Here is a 23,000-nt window from a genome sequence, read left to right as displayed (position 1 = left end):
CCTCTTTCCCTCATATTCTAGATAATATCTGGCTATTTTATGGTATTATATATCTAGAATATGAGGTTTTTCGTTTGAAAGGGGATTTTATATGAGATTAAATAAGGAAACGGCACGTGATGTGCTTAAGCTTGCACTTCCTGCAGTAGGAGAAATGGTTCTTTATATGATGATATGGGTTTTTGATACCATGATGGTGGGGTGGTATGGTGGAAATCTAGCAGTTAGTAGTGTAGGTCTTAGTTCAGAAATAATGTATACATTTTCTAACGTATTGATAGCTGTAGGAATATCCATTGGGGTCACTTCCTTAGTAGCACGTAGAATAGGGGCTAAAGAGACTCATTTAGCAGAAGAATATGCAACCCTAGGCTTTTGTGTTACTGCAATCATATCATTTATATTATGTTTGACAACCTTTACATTAAGTTCTACCATATTAACTAAAGCTGGAGCTAATGCTGAGGTTGTAGCTCTCGGTTCTCCATATATGAAAATAACCTCCTTTGGTATATTTTTCAATATGTTAATGAACTCATTAAATGCTACATTAAGAGGCTCTGGGAATACAAAAATCCCGTTATATGCATCTGCTCTAGTTAATGTTATAAATATATTTTTAGACTATGGTCTTATATTTGGAAAGTTTGGACTACCTGAGCTAGGTGTTAAAGGAGCCGCCCTTGCTACTAGCATAGCCCAAATATGTGGATTCTTATTTATACTCTATTATACTGTCAATAAAGCATCTATAAAAATTAGGCTTAAATATCTAAGTGACTTCAAGGGTCATATGTTATCTGATTTATTAAAACTAAGTATTCCTTCTTCTCTTCAAGAAGGCTCTCTTAGTATAAGTAGACTTATTTGTAATTTCTTAATAATAGCACTAGGTACAATTCCTTTTGCTGCTAATCAAATAACTACAACTATTGAATCTATAAGCTTTATGCCTGGGTGGGGGGTAGCCATAGCTGCAACTACCTTGGTTGGTCATAAAATAGGAGAGAAAAACTATGCAAAGGCTAAGGAATATGCATATACATCCATATTTATAGGTACAGGCTTAATGCTTATTTGCTCCTTTATATTTTTAGTAATGCCAAATCTATTAATAAGTTTATTTATAAGTAGCTCTGAGACAGAGGTTATAAAACTTGGAGGTCTATGTATAATGATTGCTGCTTTAGAGCAACCATTTATGGCTGTATCCATGATAGCAGGAGGAGCCTTAAAAGGTGCTGGTAATACAAAAACTCCTTTTGTAGTATCATTTTTATCAAGCTGGGTTATAAGACTTCCTCTTATGATTTACTTTATATACTACCTAAAACTATCTGTAACTTATGTATGGATAATTACAGCTGTTCAATGGGCTTTTGATGGTATTCTTGTATTTATACTATTTAGAAAGTATTTTAAAAACTTCAACTTAAAGGTTCATAATTAAATAAAAAATTAAAAGGTATGTTACCTACCCTTTTGGTAACATACCTTTTTCAACTTCTTAATTATAGGTTATAAGAGCTTTTAATTTTTCAGTATAAAACTATTAAAAACTAACTCAGAAGGATTAAAATCTCCTTCTGAATTAACCTTTCATTTCATTTGAGGAAGCCAATAAAGCCTCCTACTACTACTCCAAGACTTGCTCCTATTACCATTCCTAATGATACATTATTAAGTATAGCTCCTATTGCTATACCTATTCCAGAGCCAAAGGCTATACCTAAACACACTTCCTTTGTATTATCTTTTTTAAAATCCACATGTTTTTCTATATGCTTTTCCATACTACCTTGTAGGTTAGACCTACTTCCTCCTTTCTCAATATCCTATATATAATTAGACAATTTAAAATCACTAATAGTTCACCATTACCATATGATTTAAGGTTTATTTAAGAAATTCTATCAAAATACTTTATTGCTTTCTTATCTATGAAATAAAGCATTCCTAGAATTATAGCTCCAAACTCAACAAATAATGCAACCATACTTAAAATAAAACCTAGGTCTACCTTAATTAATAAATATCCTCCTGCTCCAGCTATAGCAAGACATATCATAGTTGCTATAAAGGATCTAAAATTCTGCTTTACAGCCATTTGCTCATTGTCCCACTTAAGCTTAGGCTTTGTTAAGTCCACCATTATACATATTAGATTACAAGCTAAGTTTGCCATAACTCCTATAACAATAAAGCTTATAATAAGTTTTATTGGTGCACCAAGAACTATTAAAAATATAGATAAGAAAACTATATTTATAGCTGATAAAATACTTCCTGATAAAGACTTTGCTAATAACTGATCTTTATAACTTATAGGAATATACTTCATAAAGAAAGCATTACTTCCTTCCCTAGATATTGAAGTAGCTGCTATTGCATTGGATGATGATATAAAGAAGATTGCATTTACTATTACTATAAGAACTATAACTACTACCTCATCAGTCATTGCCCCTTTAGAATACTTCATAACCTCGCTGAAGGCTTCCCCTTTAGTTAAAAAAGGTATTAGTAAAAATATAGGCCACATAAAGTTTGTAATCACACAGTTTACTAAATAAGCTGGTGTTCTAAAAAGAATCTTAAGTTCCTTTATAACATAGCTAAATAGTATAGAGTTCTCTCTTGTTGACTTATTGAACTCAGCACTAGTTAACTTCTTTCTTCTTGATGCTACTTCTGAACTTCCAAGTACCCCTTTAAAATAAAGAGAGTTTGCTATAAATATAAATACTCCTACAGCTAAAGCAGTTATTATTAAAAATAATCCTATGTTTATTAATCCCTTAGAAGTTCCATTGTTTACTAAAGCCATTGATGCAATCTTAGCCGTTGGCATTGCCTTAGTAACTACTGATACTAAAGAGTTATTTCCCTCCATTAAGGTTTGTACTAAAGAGTTAGGATCATTACTAGCCTCTGCTCCCATGCCACTTATAGCTATATTTATAAAAACTCCACTAAATATAGCTAATATTCCTCCAATTATCCTAAGCTTTTCTTTATGCTTTCCTATATTAGTAAAACTCATTATTATCATATTAATTAAAGCTGCTGCTACCAAAGGAAATACTGGTAAAAATATAAATATTATTAATGAGAATATCCAGTATAAAATTCCTGCCCCTGACTTAACTCCATATACTATAATTGGTATTAAAAGAACTACAAGCTCTGTTAAATACTCATATATAAGAACTGTTGAGAACTTTCCTAATGTTATTTCATAAGGCTTTAATGGCAGAGGAAGTAAATATTCTATATCCTTTGAAAAATAAAACGTTCCCATTACATATATTATTCCAAATACAAATACCACAATTGAAGCCATAAGTAATATAATACCTAGGATTATTCCCTCTTGTCCTACTTTACTAAACCCATCATAAAGCTTAGATACCAAAGTTCCAAAAGGTATACCAAGAGCAAAAATAAGAATTCCAACTAGAAATACCATTGAGATCATAGGACTTAACTTTGTCTTCTTATTATCCTTTGAAAAGTTATTACTTGTTTTTAGAAATATCTTTGTTAAGGTCCACACTCTACTCATGACTAGTCATCTCCAAGAACATATTTTCTAAGGAGCTGTTTTCCTTAAAGTGCTCCTTCATTTCATCTAAGGTTCCACAGAATAATATTTTTCCTTTATTTATTATAGCTATTCTATCACAAATTTTTTCAGCCACTTCTAAAACGTGAGTTGAGAAAAATACAGTATTCCCTTTATCTGCATGCTCTCTCATCATTTCCTTTAATACATAGGATGACTTAGGGTCAAGTCCTGTTAATGGTTCATCTAGTATCCAAACTGAAGGATTGTGTATTAATGCTCCTATTAATACTATCTTCTGTCTCATACCATGGGAATAACTTTGAATTCTATCTCCTAAGGCATTTACCATATCTAATTTTTCTGAAAAATAATTTATTCTTTCCTGTCTATCTTTAGATGGTACTTCATAAATATCCGCCATAAAGTTTAGGTATTCCATACCACTTAGTCTTAAGAACATATCCGGGCTATCTGGCACGTATCCAAACTGCTTTTTGCTCTCAAAAGGTTTTTCTACAGTATCTATTCCGTTAATACTGATAGTTCCTTTATCTTGTTTTGTTATCCCTGTTATCATCTTTAGTGTTGTAGTTTTACCTGCCCCATTGTGACCAAGGAATCCAAATATTTCTCCATCCTTAATATCTAGGGTCAAATCATCTACAGCTTTATTAGTACCATTATAAATCTTTGTTAGTCCCTTTAATTCTATCATTTCCTTTTCCTCCTAAATTCCTTATACATACAATATTACCATTGTAATCTTAAGTAAACATTAATTCTTTCTTAAAATTTTAGAAAAAATTTAATATTTAATATATATTTCTCTTAGAATTATTATAAGTTATTCAAAACCTTTTTTCAATATATTTTTTATCATTTAAAAAGATATTTTCTATTCTTATTTAAACCATATATTTACTAAAGTTACTGTTACTAGTATAGCCACTATATCTGCAGTTATAGCCGCCCATAAGGTATGTCTTATCTTTTTTATCCCTACAGCTCCATAATAAACAGTAAGAGTGTAAAATATAGTTTCTGTAGACCCCATTATTATTGATGCTATTAGTCCTATATGAGTATCTACTCCATAGGTTTTTATAGTTTCTGTAAATATTCCAATTGCCCCGCTTCCTGACAATGGCTTCACTAATATAAGAGGCATGATTTCCCCTGGTATTCCAACTAAAGATACTATAGGCTTTAATATAAATATTAAATAATCAAGAAGTGATGATTCCCTGAATATTTTTATAGCTATTAATATGGCAAGTAAATATGGAAGTATCCTAACACATATGTTTATACCATCCTTAGCTCCTTCAACAAAGGCTTCATATACTTTAACCTTTTTTATTATTCCATAAAGAACAATTACAAATATAATTATTGGTATTATGGATGCCATTGAATATTTAAATATATTAGACATTAATAATCCCCCCACCTAGGTATGCTTAATAAAATATATATTCTAAAGTAGTTATATTTCTAAGTTTTATCTAAAAATATCTTTGAAGAACTTTACACACTATAACTCCCACTATAGCTGCACAACTGGTTGCAATTATAGCTGGTATTATAATAATTCCTGGATTTTGTGATCCTTCTGCTGCCCTTATAGATATTACTGTAGATGGTATAAATTGTATGCACGCTGCATTTAACACTAAGAATAAAACCATATCATTACTAGCTTCATCCCTTCCTCCATTTAACCTGTCCATTTCCTCCATGGCTTTTATACCAAAGGGTGTAGCAGCATTAGAAAGACCCATCATATTAGCAGTAAGATTCATAACTATAGCTCCTAACGCCTTTGAATCATTAGCAGCTCCCTTAAACAATACCTTTAATATAGGTCTTAATCCTCTTGCTATCTTATCCATAAGGCCACTTTTTTCTGCTATCTTCATAACTCCACACCACATACACATAAGTCCCATAATCCCTATAACCAGCTGTACAGTATCTCCTGCAGTATTCACTATTCCTTGAGATATAAGGTCTCCCTTTCCTGTTATGATTCCAACTATAACCCCAAGAAAAATCATAAAAAACCATATGTAGTTTATCAAAATAAACTTCCCCCTTTCATGTTCTATTAATCATATGAAAATAAAAGGTAATTTAAGACTTATTTTCCCTATTTAGTTGCATAAATATTTTGTAGGTGTTACTATTTATATTAGAAAACTCTAAGAGAGGTATATGAGCCATGGTAAGGGATATAATGAAATATATAGAAAGTGAATACATAATAATAAACAATACTCCCTGCGAACTTTGTGGTGGGTATTATCTAACAGATGATACAAAAATAGGACTTAAGGATGGGATGGCATTTAATATTTGTGAATGTTTCTGTGAAAGCTGTGGACATGAAAAACAATTTTATTTTTCCGCTCCGTTTATAATAGATAGAACATTCAAAGATAAAAAACTTAAGTCTAAATTTAATTAAAAGGAGATAACGTAATGAAAGAAGCCTCTTTAAAATTAGCGCAAAAAGACATAGAAGATGCTTTAAACACAGTAGAATCTATGGAAAAAATACTAGACGATGAAAGTTCATGTAAAACTCATGTAAAAGATAAGTTTTTAGTATTATCTAAAAAAGTTCAAGAGATTGAATCTATATTAAAAGAAGAAGGAATACTTTAAAATAAAAGGGAGCTAATTTTTTAGCTCCCTTTATCATTTACTATTCCATTATTACTCTATCCATTTGCTCATTGTGCTTATGATTTAAATGTTTTATCTCATATATTAAAAATAACCCTGTCATTAAAGAGGATACAAAGTCTGCTATTGGTCCTGCATACCATACCCCATTTAGCTCCATAAGTTTTGGTAGAATTATAAGTAGAGGTATTAAAAATATAACTTGTCTTGTCATACTTAAGAATATAGCTTTTTTTGCCTTCCCTATACATTGGAAGAAGTTTGCGCTTATTATTTGAAATCCTATAATGGGTAACATAAATAAATAAGTCCTAAGTCCCTTTGTTCCAATTACTATAAGATCTGGATCATTATTAAAAAATCTTATTATAGTACCTGGGAACAGTTGTATTGAAGCAAATCCTAGCAAACAAATTGCTGTAGCTCCTATTATTGCAAACTTTAATGTGTCCTTAACCCTCTTATAATTTTCTGCCCCATAATTATATCCTATTATAGGCTGAGCCCCTTGGTTAATACCAAATATAGGCATTAAAAATATCATAGATACACTACTTATTACTGTCATTGCACCTACCGCAGTATCCCCACCATACCTACTTAATGCTCTATTTGATATAGCTGATACAACACTGGCTACTAATTGCATAGCAAAAGGAGACATACCAATAGCAAATATTGCTTTTATTATATGTGGTTTTAACTTTAAGTTTTTTCTTCTTATCTTAAGCATACTGCTTCCTCTAAAGTAATACCATAATACCCATACAGCAGATCCTATCTGAGATATTATTGTAGCTAAAGCTGCTCCCTTTATCCCCATGTTAAATACAAAGATAAATATAGGATCTAATATAGTATTAAGTCCTGCTCCAAATAGCATAGTAATCATAGATATCTTTGGGTTTCCTTCTGCTCTTATTAAGTTGTTTAATCCAAAAGCTAGATTGTTAAATACTGATCCAAATAATATTATTCTTATATAATCTAAGGCATATCCCACCGTTTTATCTGATGCCCCTAATAACTCTAATATAGGTTTTGCAAATATTAATCCAAGAATAGTTAATATTATGTTTATTATTATAATAAGAGAAACTGCATTTCCTAAAATCTTTTCAGCATCATCTTTTTTCTTTTGTCCAAGTCTTATAGATACTGTAGCTCCAGCACCTACTCCAACCAGCATTCCAAATGCAAGTAATATAGTTACTATTGGGAATGTAAGTCCTATTCCTGTAATAGCTAAGTTTCCTGTCTCTGGTATTTTACCTATAAACACCCTGTCAACTATGTTATATAATGCATTTACCAGCATTCCAACTATACTAGGTATTGAAAAGCTAATAAGTAGCTTTTTTATATCTTCGCCGGCTAATCTTTTCTCTCTATCCTTATCCATAATTCCCTCCTCAAATAATGTTTTTATAATTATTAGTCATTCTCTTTAGTAAATTTATGGCCATAACTTTTTCTTCTTCTGTGAAATCTTTTGATAATACATCATTCCATGATGATAATGTAAAAAAAAATTCCTCTTCTATATCTTTTGCTTTCTCAGTCAAAAAAACTCTATATGCTCTTTTATCTTCCTTATCAACTACTCTTTCCACATATTGAAGCTCTTCTAACCTCTTCAAAGCTCTTGCAGTGGTTCCCTTGTCTATATTTAGATTAGAGCTTATACACTCTTGATTAATACCATCATTAAAATATAAATGAAGTAGAAAAATATATTGTCCACTTCCTATATTAAATTTGTTAAAAGCTTTAGAATAGAACTTTCCACCCATTCGATATATTTCTGATATATATCTTCCTATGCTTTCACATTTAGCCAAACTACCATATCCTCCTTTGAATTAGTTGCAATCACAACCTTTATTATATAAAACTATTTTTGCCTGTGCAACTATTTTAATTTAAATATATAATCTAAAATTATTCTCCCAGATAAAAATTAACAACTTATACCAATATTGCGTTTTTTTAATTAAAATAATTTATATTCCCCCTAACGTATATAATAAACTATTGAATTTAAAATATCTTATCTCTTAATTATAACTTTTCTCTTAAATTCTGTAACCCTACTATTAATTAATATTAAAAAAATAAACATCATGAGATCCTAAGACCCATGATGTTTATTATAGAAACATATTTCACGTATTTTTATATTTAATTAATAATATATATTGTTATATGGCATAGGAAAATAAGTATATTCCTAACACTATTACAATTATTCCAAGAACTATTTTAAATCCCTGTCCTATCTTTTTAGTTTTAGGCGAAGAACTTAGACTCTCTATAAGTCCAATAGATGTTCCTGAAAGTATTATAAGTACAGAATGACCTATTGAATATAATATAAGCATTGCTATTCCTAAACCTATATTGGCTTTTCCTGCCACAAAACTAAGGATAGCAGCAAGAACTGGTGTTGCACATGGGGAAGATAATATTCCTCCTAATATTCCAAGTAGAAAGGCTCCAAATAAGCCTTTTCTTAAAGAAGGTAGTCTACAACTATTATCTTTAGGTCCTATATTTATAACACCAAGAATTTGAAGGCCACTCAATATCATTATAAAAGATAAAAATAAATACCAAGCTCCTCCCCCTCCACTGAAAAATTTTCCAAGTAACGCTGATAACACTCCTAATAATGTGAAGGTTACCATAACTCCTAGGGAGAAAAATATTGAAAACTTAAAAGCAATTTTCTTATCCTTAACACCATTTTTCTCTACATACCCTACTATTAATGGTATTGATGATAATACACATGGACTAAAGGAGGAAACAACACCTGCAACTAACGACATTATAAGGGCAAGCCATATATTATCATTTATAAGGCTTCCAAAATTGTTTAACCACTCCATTACTTCACTCCCATAGAATCTAAAATTTTAACTATTTCTTCTTCCGACATATATCCTACTTGTTTATAAAAGTCATTCCCCTTTTCATCAATAAACACCATAACAGGCACAGCCATAGCATTATACTTTACTGCTATATTATAATTATCTTGTCTCTCTAAGTTTATTTTCTTTATGTTAACTTTTTCTCCATACTTTTTATCTAAGGATACTAATATGGGGTTCATCTGCTTACATACTCCACAAGTTGTTGTACCTAATTCTAAAAGTGTAGGTTTTCCTTTTTCTTTCTGTACGTCAAAGCTAGTCCATTCTAGTACGTTAGAACCTTTAGACTTCTTATCCATATAATTTTTCCCAAAATAGACCCCTACTAGAGCTAAAACTATTACTGAAATTATAGCTATTTTATATTGCTTTTTCATATTTATCACCTCTTTATATAAAATTTTAAATATTAGAAAACATATTCATTAATATATGTCCATTAACTTTTAACCAATGACTTTTTTCTTTATGTCCTGGGCAATATTTTGACACTTCTCTCCAAAATTCCTTAGAATGATTCATATGAATAAGATGGCATAACTCATGAATTACCACATACTCTATTACATCTAAAGGTGCTCCAATAAGCTTAACATTAAAATTTAAGTTTCCCTTAGATGAACAACTCCCCCATCTAGTTTTTATATTCTTCATTGCTACTTTATTAAAATTTATCCCCATTATATCTTTATAATTATTAATTATTTCTACAACTATATGTCTTAGTTTCTCCTTGCTGTAATTAGTAAATAGTTCCTCTATATTTATTTTACCATTATATTGTATATTAATTATGGAGTTTTCTACACTTATTAAATTTTCTTTTCCTTCTATTTTGTGAATTTTCTTATACTTTCCTAAGAATAATACCTCCTCTAGTTTTCCTCCTCTATTAATATCTTCTATATTTTTTAGTATCCATTGACTTTTTTTCTTTAACAATTCCTCTATATATTTATTACTAACACCTTTAGGACATCTTACTTCAACAATTCCTGTACTTAAAACCATTATAGCTATGGTTTTTCTTTTCATAACTCTTACAGTAAAGCTTATATCCTTATTGTTTATACTTAACACCTTCACCTTATCACCATACCTTTACCCTATCACCTATCTTTAAGATATAAAAGTATCTGCTTCATTATGTATAGAACGGATTTTCCTTCAGGTGGCGTTCTTTCCACCACCTGAAGGTTAGATGAGTTAATCTAGGAGCGTAGCAACTGTTATCCCCCACATTACACATGGATGGGGTATTACATATTTAGCCATCAGATAAAAACTATACAAAACTTAAAAACCATGCATAAATCAGAAAACAAATTCCGTTATATGCATGGTTTTTCTTTATGATAAGTTACAAATACCCGTTTCGTGACAGCAATTTTTATTACTTACAAGAATCTCTTTCCACTAATCTATGTGGCAGAACAAAATGTTTTTCTTCCACTGGTTTTTTATTTATAAGTTTTATTAATAGTCTCATTGCAATGGAACCCATATCATACATTGGTTGAGATACTGTAGTTAACTTTGGATAAAATATTGATGCTGTGTATATATCATTAAATCCAACAACATCTACATCTTCTGGTACTCTTATACCTTTATCTCTTAAAGCATTTATAGCTCCCATAGCTATTTCATCTGATGAACAGAATATAGCATCAAACTTTCCTCTACTTAAAAGTTCCTCTACCCCTTCATATCCTGATTTTGCTCTTAAGTCCTTGAAATAAAGAAGGTTTTCATCTATATCTATTCCTTCTTCCTTCATTGCCTTAGTATAACCTTCATATCTTATGGACCAAGCATTAGGCCTATCCTTATGTGTTCCTATGAATGCTACTCTTTTGTTTCCCTTATGTATTAAATACTTTGTTCCCTCATAGGCTGCTTGAACTCCATCTATAGTTACACTTGGAAGCTTACCATCTTCATCCTTTGATTCAACAAGTACAGTACTTACTTGAAGCTCATTTATAAGCTCTAGCATTTCAGAATCTAGATAGCTACTCATATATATAAGTCCATCTACCATCTTTTCCTTCATTACTTTTAAATACTCTTTTTCTTTTTCTAAATCAAAGTCAGAATTACATAACATAATATTATAATCATATATATTAGCAACATCCTCCGCCCCTCTAACCACTTCTGGATAGAAAAGACTAGATATATCTGGAATTAATATTCCTATAGTTTTTGTTCTCTGTGTTTTTAAACTTCTAGCAACTATATTAGGTCTATACCCTAATTTTTTTATAGCCTCTACAACCCTTTTCTTAGTTTCCTCATTAACAACGTCTACATCATTTAAAACTCTTGATACCGTTGCTATAGAAACTCCTGCCTCTCTAGCTACGTCTTTAATTGAAGCTGCCATGAATTTCACCTCTATTCTATATTTTTATCAAATTTCCTTCACATATGGTAACTATTATACTTTTAAAACCTTTTGAATACAAGTTTATACTACCATTATTATTTATATCTTAGAGTTAATTTACTCCTTTAACCCAAAATTTATACAAAACTCATGAATAAAAAGTAACCATAGTTTCCTATGGCTACTTAAAATACAAATACTATTTTATAACTTCAACAGCCATATTAAGACCCTGACCATTTATATTACATTCAGTATAAGTTACTTCTTCATTATAAACAATCTCTTCAGTTAAGGTTTCTCTCTTTATACCCTCTTGGAATTTCTTAATTACTTCTAATAGAGTATCATTATTAGAAACATATAATTTTATTTTATCAGAAACCTCAAATCCACTTTCTTTTCTCATGTTCTGGATTTTACTGATTATTTCTCTTAAATGACCTTCTTCCCTTAACTCTTCTGTTATAGTTGTATCTAATACTACCCCTGTTTCTCCTTCACCAGCAAAAGCATAACCTTCAAGGCCTTGCATTGTAACAAGAAGATTTTGTGAGTTAAGTTCTATTTCAGTACCATTTACATCTATAACTACCACATTACCATTTTGTATTGTTTGAGCAAGTTCCATTTGGTTTCTTTCAGCTATAGCCTTTCTTATTCCTGGTATCATCTTACCATAAGCTTTTCCAAGAACAGGTAGGTTAGGTTTTATTTCAAAATTAACATAATCTGAAAGGTCTGCCCCAAACTGAACCTCTTTTATATTAAGCTCCTCTTTAACTATATCTCCATAGTACTCAGGAAGTGTAGTAGCACTTATAAGCATTTTAGATAATGGCTGTCTGTTCTTTATGTTAGCACCATTTCTAGCACTTCTTCCAAGCTTAACAATATTATATGCCATATCCATGTCTTTCTCTAAAGTTTCATCTACAAGGCTCTCATTATATTCTGGCCACATACATAAATGTATGCTCTCTGGTGCACTATCATCTAATGATACTACCAGGCTCTGATATATTTCTTCGGTTACAAATGGTACAAATGGAGCTGATATCTTACATAAATCAACTAAAACTCTATATAAGGTTACATATGCTGAAATCTTATCGTCAGTTAACTCTGAGCTCCAGAATCTTGATCTATTTCTTCTTACATACCAATTAGATAATTCATCAACAAAACTCTCTAAAGCTTCTGCTCCTTGAGTTATTCTATATGAATTTAAGTCTTCATCTACAGTTTTTATCAAAGTATTAAGTTTTGCTATTATCCATTTATCCATTACGTTATTAGATACAAAATCCTTATACTCTGTTGGATTAAACTTATCTAAGTCTGCATATAAAACATAGAATGAATACACATTCCATAAAGTTCCTAAGAACCTTCTTTGAGCCTCTCCCACATCATCCTTAGAGAATCTAGTTGGAAGCCATGGTGCACTTGCTGTGTAGAAATGCCATCTTGTAGCATCAGCTCCTTGAGTCTCTATAACATCTATAGGGTCAACAACATTACCCTTAGATTTTGACATCTTTAAGCCCTTCTTATCTAAGACGTGACCTAAAACTATACAGTTTTCAAATGGATTTCTATCAAATATTGCAGTGGATAAAGCAAGTAATGTATAGAACCATCCTCTAGTTTGGTCCACAGCTTCTGATATAAATTGAGCTGGGAAGTTCTTTTCAAATAACTCTTTATTTTCAAATGGATAGTGAAGTTGAGCAAATGGCATAGAACCCGAATCAAACCAACAGTCTATAACTTCATGAGTTCTTGTCATTTCCTTTCCACACTTCTCACAATTTAAATGAACCTTATCTATAAATGGCTTATGAAGCTCTATGTCCTCTGGAACATTTATTCCCTTAGCCTTAAGTTCCTCTATGCTTCCAATACAATCCCTATGACCACATTCACATTGCCATATTGGAAGTGGAGTTCCCCAGTATCTATCCCTTGATATACCCCAATCTATTACGCCCTCAAGGAACTTACCAAATCTACCTGTTCTTATATTATCTGGATACCAGTTTGTTTTATTATTATTCTCTATAAGTTTATCTCTAAGAGAAGTCATTCTTACGAACCAGCTTTCCCTTGGATAATATAAAAGAGGAGTATCACATCTCCAACAATGTGGATATGAGTGAGTGTACTTTTCAGTACTAAATAACATATTGTTCTCTTTCATATATTCTATTATCTTAGGATCAGCTTTCTTAACAAATATTCCCTTCCAAGGCTCTACCTCTTCTGTAAATTCCCCTGCTGGATTTACAAGGTTTATCAATGGAAGATTATGCTTCTTACATACAAGGTTATCATCTTCTCCATAAGCTGGTGCAGTATGAACTATTCCAGTACCATCACTTAAGGTTACAAAGTCTCCATGGATTACATAGAAAGCTTTTTCCTCTGGAGTATGGAACTTAAATAATTGCTCATATTCAGTTCCTAATAATTCCTCACCCTTAAATTCTTTTACTATTTCAAAGTTTTCTCCAAGAACCTTAGGAGCAAGATCTTTTGCTAGTATATAAGTTTCCTTATTTTCACACTCACAATCACAGCTCTTAACCTTAGCTTCAACATAGGTATATGCTTTATTTATTGTAAGAGCTACGTTAGATGGTAATGTCCAAGGAGTTGTTGTCCAAGATAGTATAAACTTATCTTCTTCTCCCCTTACCTTAAACTTAACTATAGCTGTTGCATCCTTAACATCCTTATATCCTTGAGAAACTTCATGAGATGATAATCCAGTTCCACATCTTGGACAATAAGGCATTACCTTGTGGCCCTTATATAAAAGTTCCTTATCCCAAAGCTGTTTTAATGCCCACCATACAGATTCTATATATGAATTATGGTAAGTAACATAAGGGTTTTCCATGTCTACCCAGTATCCTATTTTATTAGTCATATTCTCCCACATAGATACATAAGTAAATACGCTATCCTTACATTCCTTAACAAACTTCTCAACACCATATTCTTCTATTTTCTCTTTACCTGAAATTCCAAGTTTTTTCTCTATCTCAAGCTCTACTGGAAGACCATGAGTATCCCAACCAGCTTTTCTTATAACCTTATAACCCTTCATTACCTTATATCTTGGTATTAAGTCCTTCATAACTCTTGTTAATACGTGTCCAACGTGAGGCTTTCCATTAGCTGTTGGAGGTCCATCGTAAAAAGTAAAGAACTCACCATCTTCATTTAAGCTAAAGTTTTTCTTTATAACATTTTTATCTTCCCAAAGCTTTAGTATATCTTTTTCCATATCTACAAAGCTTTTTGTAGAATCTATCTTTTTATACATTTTCTCTTCTCCTTTCAGTTTATCAATTATTTATAAAATAAAGCTTAATTCAAGTAGAGATTTAACTCCATATGAATTGTATATTAACTAATTCTTAGATTTTATAGGTCTTCTATCTATGTCTTATTAGAGATGTAAAATCATAAAATAAAAATTAAAAATAAAAAAAACCTCATCCACTTAGGACGAAGTTAACTCGCTATACCACCTCTAGGTTTACTGGCTCTAATATATACTACAATTCTAATGAATTCTAAGAGCCTAATTTCAAGTACTTAAATACTCTATTCTTTAACGCAGAACTACGGGGCGGCTTACTAGGATTCAGCTCCCAACTCCTAGGTGATTTTCCCTAACCCCTACCTATGGCTTTCCACCAACTGCCACTCTCTTTGAGGATCAAACTTAGGTACTTTTCCTAATCATTGTTTTTCATTAAATTAAATGATAATATATTACAAAACCATTGTCAATACCAATATTTTTTATTTTTTCAAGTTTTATTTCCTCTAGCTGATTAATATAATAGAATTACACTTCTACCACTTTATGGTGTGTAGGAATAGAATAAATAATAGTTATGTATAGTAAATGAAAATATACCTAATTCTTATTGATAAAACATTTTCCTTTATTATATGTATGAATATACTATATTAACTAAAGCTAGGGGGGATTTATTTGTCTATTGCTTTTTTTGAACTCACTATTATATTTTTATCAATAATATTTACTTCCTCTTTTTTAAGTAGATATATGTATAATAAAAAACTCTCTAACAAGTATGAAATTATATTTGAGTTACCTCCTAATATATTCATAACACTTATTTTTATATCAATATATTTTTTACTTTTTTATATAAACTATAAGCTCTTACTAATTAGATACCCACTTCGTATAGGATTATATTTATGTTGGCTCTTTATAATATGTTTCTTAAATGGCTATGATAAAGTCTCTGAAGCTTTTGTAATTCTAGATGGTGGAGTTGCTTTTAAAACCGCATTTTTAGGTATTAATAAAAACTCTTTTATATACTTTAGAGATATTAAAAACTGGTACTTCAGCCCAAAGAACCCTAATATATTAATAATTTGTTATACCTTAGATGATAATTATTTAGAAAAACTTATATATATTCCATACTCCGAAATAGAAAAGCTTAAGGACACTTTATCCTTATTTATACGCTCTAAAAGTTTTATTAATTAAACTTTAAATAAGTAATAGGTAGAATTGTTTTAATCCTACCTATTACTTATTTAAGCTCTGATTATTATATCAGGATAAACAAAATAAACTCCCTCTTCATCCTTTCTTGTCATAAGAGGTCTATCTAAGGAAACCGTTGATCTTTTCTTTGAGAACTCTCCATCTAGGTCAAAAGCCTCTATAGATACTTCATATTTTTTAATATTACTTGGTAACTTGAATCTATTAGTATTTATAACAAATGTGGACCCCTTTCTTCCAACACTTCCTGCGTATAATCCATTTAAGAATAAGTTATATCCAGATAAATCCACATCTTTATTAGGTGTCCATGATACATAAATATTGTGTTTAACTCTATAAGCCTTTAATCCTTCTACATTTTTAGGTTGAACTAAATAAGCTATATTATCTGGTCCCCAGTTTAAATCTGTAGGGGATGATACTCCATTTACATTTCCCTTATCTGTATATTGCCATATCCTCCATCTTGTCCATCCCCCTGCATTTGGTGGGTAAGGTGGATTTCCTGGAATAGCTGGATACATAGCTATCCAAAGGGGCATATTAGAGAGTATATGACCTCTACCTGGATAAAGAAAATCATCATATAACTTTATAAAAAATTCTCCTGTATATAGCATTAGCCTTCTTCTTGTTTTCTTTTCAAATCTAACCCTAAACCTATCAACCCAACTTAATAATGTAGTGGTTGGTATTGATTTATTTACTGGAGCCTCAACATCTAACACTGGAAATAAGTCCCCATAGTCATTTGTACCAAAACCTATTTGAAGTAGTTCTATAAAATCATCACATTGATTATCTGCTGTAGTTAAGTTAGTAGAAGGCATAGCATAGTGATAAGCACCTACAGGTATCCCATAATTTCTAGCTTCTTTTGCAAACTCTAAAAATTTCTGGTCGATTCTAAAGCTTCCTGTGCCTGACCCTGAGGATCTTAGGTATAAAAAATCAACTGTCCTAGCTAAGGTTTGAAAATTAACATTTTGGCTAAACTCATTTATGTCTGCTCCAAACAAACTTTTTGGGTTTCTATTTTGCATTTTATCCTCCAAAATAATTCCTATTATTGTATTTTATTTATAAGAATAGGAATTTGTTACTAAGTTATCCTTATAAAATAAAATAACTATAAATTTAAAGAATTATTTAGGACTTTAAGCTTGAAACTCCCTTTATATATCTATATAAAGTAAGATAAATCAAGTATATTTTTAATGAATAAGTTCAGACTTTATATTAAAAAACTAAAAGCGGACTTAAGCAAAATAAATTACAGCTAAGACCTATTCTTTAAAATATATTATAAGAGTCTTTGACAGTTAAAACCCATTATTTTATACTTATAAAATAATACTTGTTTTAAGGAGATAAACCTATGAAAAAATATATTTCACCCATTAAAGCCCCAAAGGTAAGTATTGCCCCAATGGTGGATAGAACCGATAGACATTTTAGGTATTTTTTAAGAGGTATCACTAAAAAGTCTTTATTATATACAGAAATGATAACAGCTCAAGCTATAATTCATGGAGATTTAGAAAAACTCTTAGCTTTTGATAAAATAGAAAAGCCCCTATCACTACAAGTAGCAGGCTGTAGTCCTGATGACATTTACAAAGCAGTGAAGCTAGCTGAAGCCTTTGACTATGATGAAATTAATCTTAATGTAGGATGTCCATCAGACAGGGTATCTGGAAATCAAATGGGGGCCGTATTAATGGCTTACCCAGAACTTGTTCGTGAAATGATTTTAGCCATGAGGGAAGGAACTAAAAAACCTATTACCATAAAACACAGAATAGGAATAGATGGTACTGGCTATCTTTCCGATGACTTTAATAATAAGATTTTTGATAGATATGAAGACATGGTTAATTTTATAAATATTATAGAGGATGCTAAGCTTGATAGATTTACAGTTCATGCTAGGGTTGCTATTCTTGCTGGACTAAGCCCTAAGGAAAATAGAGAAATACCACCTATAAGATATGATGAGGTATATAAACTAAAGAAAGACTTCCCTCATCTAAATATAGAAATAAATGGTGGAATAAAAACCTGTGATGAAATAGAAGAACATCTAAAATACGTAGATGGAGTTATGATTGGAAGAGCTTCTTATGAAAATCCATTTATGTTAAGGGATGTGGATAAATTTTATGATGGAGATATTAAAAATTCCCTATCTAGAAAAGATATAATAGAATGGATGCTTCCTTATATTGAGCAACTAGAAACTAATGGAGAAAATCCTAATCTTATTCTAAAGCACGGCTTAGAGCTTTTCCATGGAGTTCGTGGAACTAGACAGTGGAAACAAATTATAAGTCCACCTTTTAAGGATATGAAGGCTTCTGAAAGAGTGAAGCTAGCCCTTAGAGAACTTCCAGAAGATATATTAAATTCAAAGTAATCTATTAATTACTCATAATAATATATTGAATTTATCAAATAAATAGTATAAAATATAATTAATAATAATAGTTGTTAACTAATATGTTTTGTCCATTGTTTTATAATTTTACTCCCCTATATAAATTAATTATAGTAGTATAAATTATAAAATTCTGGGGTCAGTGTAACTTAAGTTTAATAAAGAAATTTTTCATTTAAATTAGGTTTCACTTCATGGTCTTATTTAAATATATGGAGGAATGATTATGGAAAATAATAATGCAAACGAGCAAATTATGGATAAATTGACTAAGGTGTGTATATGCAAGGCTATATCTAGAGCTAAAATCAAGGAAGCTATTTCTAACGGAGCTGATACTTTAGATAAGGTTAAAGATGCTACTGGAGCTACTACTGGCGGTTGTTGTGGTTCTAGATGTAAACATAAAATCTTAGAATTGATTGAAAAAAGCAAATTAGAAAAGTAATAAAAGGAGTTCTATTTTTATTAAATAGAACTTAATAGATATGGGATATTAAGTACAATATATACTTAATATCCCATGTTTTCTTATAGTCTATTTAATTTTTATACTTCTCTTACTTATTTCCTTTTTGCCTCTCTATCTTTTCAGCTAATTCATTTAGATAAGTCCATCTTTCATACTTTTCACTTAACATCATTTCAGTTTCTTCTTTTTCTTTAATAAGTTCTTGTAACTTTACAAAGTCACTAGAATTACTTTCTATATCTTTTTCTAAGGAAGTAATTTTCCCCTCAAGATTTGATATTACATCATCTATTTCATTAAATTCCTTCTGCTCATTAAAAGAGAACTTCAGAGGCTTTTCCTTTTTAGATTTATACTCATTGTCTTTTTTGTTTGAATCCTTAATAGGCTCATCCACTGATATATCCACAGCTTCTTCTTCTAAACTATTTAAAAAATCACTGTAGTTTCCGTTAAATCTATCTATAACCCCATTACCCCTATAATAAAATATATTATTACATATTCTATCTAAGAAGTATCTATCATGAGACACTGCCATTACAGGTCCATTAAACCCATCAATAAAATCCTCTAATATGGTCAAGGTAGTTATATCTAAATCATTGGTAGGTTCATCTAATAAAAGTACATTAGGAGCTCCCATAAGTATTCTTAAAAGATATAATCTTCTCTTTTCTCCTCCAGAAAGTTTTGATATAGGGGTATATTGCATCTCCTTAGAGAATAGAAATCTTTCTAACATTTGAGATGCGGATATTCTATCTCCACTGGAAAGTGGCAAATACTCCCCCACTTCTTTTACATAATCAATAACTCTAAGACTATCATCCATATGATAATTTTCCTGAGAGAAGAATCCTATTTTAACTGTATCTCCAATCTCAATGTCTCCTGAATCTTGAGTCAGCTCTCCACTTATTATTTTCATAAGAGTAGACTTACCTTCTCCATTATTTCCTACTACCCCTATTCTGTCATCCCTTAATAAGGTATAGGAAAAATCCTCTATGCACCTTTTATTTTCAAAGGATTTACTTATGTTATATAGTTCTACTATTTTATTTCCAAGCCTCGATCCTAAAACAGATAATTCTAAAGACTCATCATTTATAGTGACCATATCTTCTTTTAATTTATCAAATCTATCTATTCTAGCCTTTTGCTTGGTACTCCTTGCCTTAGCACCCCTTCTAATCCATGCAAGTTCTTTTCTATAAAGATTTTCTCTTTTTCTTTGAACAGATACTTCCTCTGCTTCTCTTTCAAGTTTTTTCTCTAAGAATAAGCTATAGTTCCCTTCATAGCTATATATATTTCCTCCATGAACCTCCATTATTCTATTGGTTACCCTATCAAGAAAATACCTATCATGGGTTATCATTATAAGTGCTCCCTTTATAGAATTTAAATAATCCTCAAGCCAGGATATAGTTTCACTGTCCATATGGTTTGTAGGCTCATCTAAAATTAACAACTCACAGGGAGTTATTAATGAACTAGCTAAAGCTACTCTTTTTCTCTGTCCTCCTGAAAGGGTTCCTATTTTTAAGTTAAAATCATTTATGCCAAGCTTTGTAAGTATTGTTTTTGCTTCACTTTCTAAATCCCATAGCCCTAGGTTATCTATATCACTTTGAATTGCTATGAGTCTTGAATTTAAACTTAAATCTCCTTCACTAACCCTTTGAAGAGTATATTCGTACTCCCTTAAAAGCTCCATTTCCCTTGATGTACCCTTAAATACTTGTTCTAGTATTGTGGCATTAAAATCAAAGTCTGGATTTTGTGATAAATACTCTATTCTAACCCTGTTACCTTTTATAATGATTCCTGAATCAGCCTCCTCTACCCCTGCAATAATCTTAAGAAGAGTAGATTTCCCTGTTCCATTTATTCCTATAACACCTATTTTATCCCCTTCATTTATTCCTATAGATATATTCTCTAAAAGTCTTTTTTCACTATAATTTTTGCTTAAGTTTTCTATAGTAATTAAGTTCATCTTATTTCCTCTTTTCTCTTATACTTTAATTAACTCTACTTTATATAAATTAATATTTTCTATATATTTAATATGGGACTACCAAGCCACAATCGTTTCATTTAGTAAAATAAGTTTATAATTTAGTATTTTTTTAATCAGATATGTTTTAAAAATACTACTTGATTAAAATATCCCTTTAAAGATCTATATTATATTCTACCATATATAAATCTAAACTTATAAATTTAATCCCCTTAAGAACCTTATATGAATACTTATAAAGTTTTATGTTTAGTTTATACATCTGCCTAAATCAAGATTCCTCAAGGATATTCTTAATGATTAATCCACAAATTCATCTTAAGCCCTAAAAATTATACTATTTACAGTATAGTCACTATGGTAATATGATTTTAGAACAGTCCCTTTCTAAAACACTAAATTTCTTATTTACAATTCATAAGAGTAAAGTTCTCCTTAAATTAATTTAATCTTATATTAACTTTATAGCTATTACTCTAAAACTTAATATACAATATTGTACTTAATGAAACAATAAATATCCATTGATTATTTGTTTGAATTTTGTGGTATAATTCTAAAAGTAATAAATTTAAAGAGGAGATGAATCTATTGGCTTGCAAGTTTTTTTTACATAAAGGTCATGGCAAAAGAGTAGTTAAAGGTCACCCTTGGGTATATAGTGATGAAATTAATGTATATGATGGAGAATATATAAATGGTGATATAGTAGAAGTTTACAATGATAAGGGTGAATTTATTGGTAAAGGCTATATAAATGATGCCTCTAAAATGGCCATAAGAATAATGACTAGAGACATAGAAGAGGAAATAAATGAAGACTTCTTCAAGAAAAAAATAAAAGCTGCTTGGGATTATAGAGTTAAAGTTATAGACACTTCAAGCTGTAGATTTATTTTTGGTGAAGCTGACTTTCTTCCAGGTCTTACTATAGATAAATTTGAAGATTATTATGTAATTCAAATATCCACCTTAGGTATGGATAGATATAGGGATATTGTAGTTAAAATATTAACTGAAGAATATGGTGCTAAGGGAGTATATGAGAGAAGTGATATAGGCACTAGGGAACTTGAAGGCCTTGAGCAAGAGAAAGGTTTCTTAACTGAAGAGTTTGATACCAATGTTGAAATAATAGAAAATGGTGTTAAATACATAGTAGATTTAGCTAATGGTCAAAAGACAGGTTTCTTCTTAGATCAGAAGGAAAATAGAAAGGCTATACATAGAATATGTAAGGATGCGACTGTCCTTGATTGCTTTACTCATACTGGTTCTTTTGCTTTAAATGCAGGTATTTCAGGTGCTAAGTCTGTTCTTGGAGTAGATGTATCAAAACACGCTGTAGAATGTGCTACAAGAAACGCTGAGCTTAATAACCTTCAAGATGTGGTTAGATTTGAATGTCACAATGCCTTTGATGTTCTTCCTCAGTGGTCAAAGGAAGGTCGTGAGTTTGACGTAGTTATCCTTGATCCCCCTGCCTTTACAAAGTCAAGAAATGCTGTAAAGGGTGCTACTAGAGGATATAAAGAAATTAACCTAAGAGGACTTAAAATGGTTAAGCCTGGCGGTTACTTTATAACTTGTTCTTGTTCTCATTATATGAAAGAGGATCTTTTAAGAAAAACCATAGCTGATGCAGCAGTCGATGCTAAAAGAGTTCTAAGACAAGTTGAGTTTAGAACACAATCCTGTGATCACCCAATACTTTGGAATTCAGATGAGTCCTATTACTTAAAATTCTTTGTTTTCCAAGTTTATTAATTATATGTATCTTATATAGTTAAATTTTTGCCCATTAAAATAGGCTTTATTACTAAGAACACCTCTTGGTAATAAAGCCTTATATTAATTTAATTAAACTTCTATATACTATAAACACCTTTGTTATCTTACTAC

At 30.7% G+C, this 23,000-nt stretch carries 20 protein-coding genes and 1 other annotated feature; of the genes, 6 read left to right on the top strand and 14 right to left on the bottom strand.

The features are described 5' to 3' along the window. Positions 1–91 precede the first annotated feature (91 nt). The gene (locus BR69_RS0106765) at positions 92–1,450 is read left to right on the top strand and encodes an MATE family efflux transporter (RefSeq protein ID WP_027632508.1); all 1,359 of its coding nucleotides are present in this window, start codon (positions 92–94) and stop codon (positions 1,448–1,450) included. A 154-nt stretch (positions 1,451–1,604) separates the two neighbouring features. Here the strand turns inward: BR69_RS0106765 and BR69_RS20115 are convergent, their stop codons facing one another. The 5 genes from BR69_RS20115 to BR69_RS0106740 all read right to left on the bottom strand — a co-directional run bounded on the left by BR69_RS20115 (position 1,605) and on the right by BR69_RS0106740 (position 5,649). Beyond that, positions 1,605–1,793, bottom strand: a complete 189-nt coding sequence (locus BR69_RS20115) for a glycine zipper family protein (RefSeq protein WP_034849488.1) — start codon at positions 1,791–1,793, stop codon at positions 1,605–1,607. Between the two features lie 107 nt (positions 1,794–1,900). Further along, complete coding sequence (locus BR69_RS20110; RefSeq protein WP_051623524.1) at positions 1,901–3,565, bottom strand: putative ABC transporter permease subunit; 1,665 nt, start codon at positions 3,563–3,565, stop codon at positions 1,901–1,903. Then, positions 3,558–4,283, bottom strand: coding sequence for an ABC transporter ATP-binding protein (locus BR69_RS0106750; protein WP_027632507.1), 726 nt, complete (start codon positions 4,281–4,283; stop codon positions 3,558–3,560). Before BR69_RS0106750 ends, BR69_RS20110 begins: the two co-directional genes overlap by 8 nt. A gap of 186 nt (positions 4,284–4,469) precedes the next feature. Beyond that, positions 4,470–5,003 (bottom strand): spore maturation protein, encoded by a 534-nt coding sequence (locus tag BR69_RS0106745; RefSeq protein WP_027632506.1) that lies wholly within the window; start codon positions 5,001–5,003, stop codon positions 4,470–4,472. A gap of 70 nt (positions 5,004–5,073) precedes the next feature. After that, entirely contained in the window at positions 5,074–5,649 is a 576-nt protein-coding gene (locus tag BR69_RS0106740) for a nucleoside recognition domain-containing protein (RefSeq protein ID WP_027632505.1), read from the bottom strand. Positions 5,650–5,789: 140 nt separating this feature from the next. Between BR69_RS0106740 and BR69_RS0106735 the strand changes: the two genes are divergently transcribed. Next, positions 5,790–6,035 (top strand): metal-binding protein, encoded by a 246-nt coding sequence (locus BR69_RS0106735; protein WP_027632504.1) that lies wholly within the window; start codon positions 5,790–5,792, stop codon positions 6,033–6,035. 14 nt (positions 6,036–6,049) lie between these two features. Next, the gene (locus tag BR69_RS0106730; RefSeq protein ID WP_027632503.1) at positions 6,050–6,235 is read left to right on the top strand and encodes a hypothetical protein; all 186 of its coding nucleotides are present in this window, start codon (positions 6,050–6,052) and stop codon (positions 6,233–6,235) included. A gap of 40 nt (positions 6,236–6,275) precedes the next feature. On the opposite strand, the gene BR69_RS0106725 is transcribed toward BR69_RS0106730, so the two are convergent. From BR69_RS0106725 to BR69_RS20100, 8 genes are all read right to left on the bottom strand, one after another. Further along, positions 6,276–7,658 (bottom strand): MATE family efflux transporter, encoded by a 1,383-nt coding sequence (locus BR69_RS0106725; RefSeq protein WP_027632502.1) that lies wholly within the window; start codon positions 7,656–7,658, stop codon positions 6,276–6,278. Positions 7,659–7,668: 10 nt separating this feature from the next. Further along, positions 7,669–8,097: a MarR family winged helix-turn-helix transcriptional regulator gene (locus BR69_RS0106720; RefSeq protein ID WP_027632501.1), complete on the bottom strand. Its 429-nt coding sequence runs from the start codon at positions 8,095–8,097 to the stop codon at positions 7,669–7,671. A 360-nt stretch (positions 8,098–8,457) separates the two neighbouring features. Further along, positions 8,458–9,147, bottom strand: coding sequence for a cytochrome c biogenesis CcdA family protein (locus BR69_RS0106715; RefSeq protein WP_027632500.1), 690 nt, complete (start codon positions 9,145–9,147; stop codon positions 8,458–8,460). Further along, positions 9,147–9,572: a thioredoxin family protein gene (locus tag BR69_RS21110; RefSeq protein WP_051623523.1), complete on the bottom strand. Its 426-nt coding sequence runs from the start codon at positions 9,570–9,572 to the stop codon at positions 9,147–9,149. Before BR69_RS21110 ends, BR69_RS0106715 begins: the two co-directional genes overlap by 1 nt. Before the next feature lie 25 nt (positions 9,573–9,597). Then, positions 9,598–10,281 (bottom strand): M48 family metallopeptidase, encoded by a 684-nt coding sequence (locus BR69_RS0106705; protein WP_027632499.1) that lies wholly within the window; start codon positions 10,279–10,281, stop codon positions 9,598–9,600. 307 nt (positions 10,282–10,588) lie between these two features. After that, on the bottom strand, positions 10,589–11,584 hold the full coding sequence (locus BR69_RS0106700) for a LacI family DNA-binding transcriptional regulator (protein WP_027632498.1): 996 nt from the start codon (positions 11,582–11,584) through the stop codon (positions 10,589–10,591). A 202-nt stretch (positions 11,585–11,786) separates the two neighbouring features. Next, entirely contained in the window at positions 11,787–14,921 is a 3,135-nt protein-coding gene (ileS, locus tag BR69_RS0106695; protein WP_027632497.1) for an isoleucine--tRNA ligase, read from the bottom strand. Between the two features lie 178 nt (positions 14,922–15,099). Then, positions 15,100–15,356: a binding site (T-box leader), on the bottom strand. Between the two features lie 830 nt (positions 15,357–16,186). Beyond that, positions 16,187–17,203: a glycoside hydrolase family 25 protein gene (locus BR69_RS20100; protein ID WP_084315314.1), complete on the bottom strand. Its 1,017-nt coding sequence runs from the start codon at positions 17,201–17,203 to the stop codon at positions 16,187–16,189. 335 nt (positions 17,204–17,538) lie between these two features. Between BR69_RS20100 and dusA the strand changes: the two genes are divergently transcribed. Both dusA and BR69_RS0106675 read left to right on the top strand, forming a co-directional pair. Continuing rightward, positions 17,539–18,576 carry a tRNA dihydrouridine(20/20a) synthase DusA gene (dusA, locus tag BR69_RS0106680; protein ID WP_027632495.1) on the top strand — a complete coding sequence of 346 codons (1,038 nt, stop codon included), beginning with the start codon at positions 17,539–17,541 and terminating at the stop codon, positions 18,574–18,576. 247 nt (positions 18,577–18,823) lie between these two features. Beyond that, positions 18,824–19,045: a (2Fe-2S)-binding protein gene (locus BR69_RS0106675; RefSeq protein ID WP_034849484.1), complete on the top strand. Its 222-nt coding sequence runs from the start codon at positions 18,824–18,826 to the stop codon at positions 19,043–19,045. A gap of 112 nt (positions 19,046–19,157) precedes the next feature. Here BR69_RS0106675 and BR69_RS0106670 read toward each other — a convergent pair whose 3' ends face one another. After that, on the bottom strand, positions 19,158–21,074 hold the full coding sequence (locus BR69_RS0106670) for an ABC-F family ATP-binding cassette domain-containing protein (protein WP_027632493.1): 1,917 nt from the start codon (positions 21,072–21,074) through the stop codon (positions 19,158–19,160). Between the two features lie 615 nt (positions 21,075–21,689). Here BR69_RS0106670 and BR69_RS0106665 point away from each other — a divergent pair. Beyond that, complete coding sequence (locus tag BR69_RS0106665; RefSeq protein ID WP_027632492.1) at positions 21,690–22,865, top strand: class I SAM-dependent rRNA methyltransferase; 1,176 nt, start codon at positions 21,690–21,692, stop codon at positions 22,863–22,865. The last annotated feature ends 135 nt before the right edge of the window (positions 22,866–23,000 follow it).

The sequence above is a fragment of the Clostridium hydrogeniformans DSM 21757 genome (assembly GCF_000686705.1).
GTDB classification, from domain to species: Bacteria; Bacillota; Clostridia; order Clostridiales; family Clostridiaceae; genus Clostridium_Z; species Clostridium_Z hydrogeniformans.
This window is presented reverse-complemented; position numbering and strand designations above follow the sequence as displayed.

What these genes read in the sequence shown, in the direction of transcription:
- BR69_RS0106765 (WP_027632508.1), top strand. Translation starts at nt 92, where the DNA reads ATGAGATTAAATAAGGAAACGGCACGTGATGTGCTTAAGCTTGCACTT.
- BR69_RS20115 (WP_034849488.1), bottom strand. Translation starts at nt 1,793, where the DNA reads ATGGAAAAGCATATAGAAAAACATGTGGATTTTAAAAAAGATAATACA.
- BR69_RS20110 (WP_051623524.1), bottom strand. Translation starts at nt 3,565, where the DNA reads ATGAGTAGAGTGTGGACCTTAACAAAGATATTTCTAAAAACAAGTAAT.
- BR69_RS0106750 (WP_027632507.1), bottom strand. Translation starts at nt 4,283, where the DNA reads ATGATAGAATTAAAGGGACTAACAAAGATTTATAATGGTACTAATAAA.
- BR69_RS0106745 (WP_027632506.1), bottom strand. Translation starts at nt 5,003, where the DNA reads ATGTCTAATATATTTAAATATTCAATGGCATCCATAATACCAATAATT.
- BR69_RS0106735 (WP_027632504.1), top strand. Translation starts at nt 5,790, where the DNA reads ATGGTAAGGGATATAATGAAATATATAGAAAGTGAATACATAATAATA.
- BR69_RS0106730 (WP_027632503.1), top strand. Translation starts at nt 6,050, where the DNA reads ATGAAAGAAGCCTCTTTAAAATTAGCGCAAAAAGACATAGAAGATGCT.
- BR69_RS0106725 (WP_027632502.1), bottom strand. Translation starts at nt 7,658, where the DNA reads ATGGATAAGGATAGAGAGAAAAGATTAGCCGGCGAAGATATAAAAAAG.
- BR69_RS0106715 (WP_027632500.1), bottom strand. Translation starts at nt 9,147, where the DNA reads ATGGAGTGGTTAAACAATTTTGGAAGCCTTATAAATGATAATATATGG.
- BR69_RS21110 (WP_051623523.1), bottom strand. Translation starts at nt 9,572, where the DNA reads ATGAAAAAGCAATATAAAATAGCTATAATTTCAGTAATAGTTTTAGCT.
- BR69_RS0106700 (WP_027632498.1), bottom strand. Translation starts at nt 11,584, where the DNA reads ATGGCAGCTTCAATTAAAGACGTAGCTAGAGAGGCAGGAGTTTCTATA.
- ileS (WP_027632497.1), bottom strand. Translation starts at nt 14,921, where the DNA reads ATGTATAAAAAGATAGATTCTACAAAAAGCTTTGTAGATATGGAAAAA.
- BR69_RS20100 (WP_084315314.1), bottom strand. Translation starts at nt 17,203, where the DNA reads ATGCAAAATAGAAACCCAAAAAGTTTGTTTGGAGCAGACATAAATGAG.
- dusA (WP_027632495.1), top strand. Translation starts at nt 17,539, where the DNA reads ATGAAAAAATATATTTCACCCATTAAAGCCCCAAAGGTAAGTATTGCC.
- BR69_RS0106675 (WP_034849484.1), top strand. Translation starts at nt 18,824, where the DNA reads ATGGAAAATAATAATGCAAACGAGCAAATTATGGATAAATTGACTAAG.
- BR69_RS0106670 (WP_027632493.1), bottom strand. Translation starts at nt 21,074, where the DNA reads ATGAACTTAATTACTATAGAAAACTTAAGCAAAAATTATAGTGAAAAA.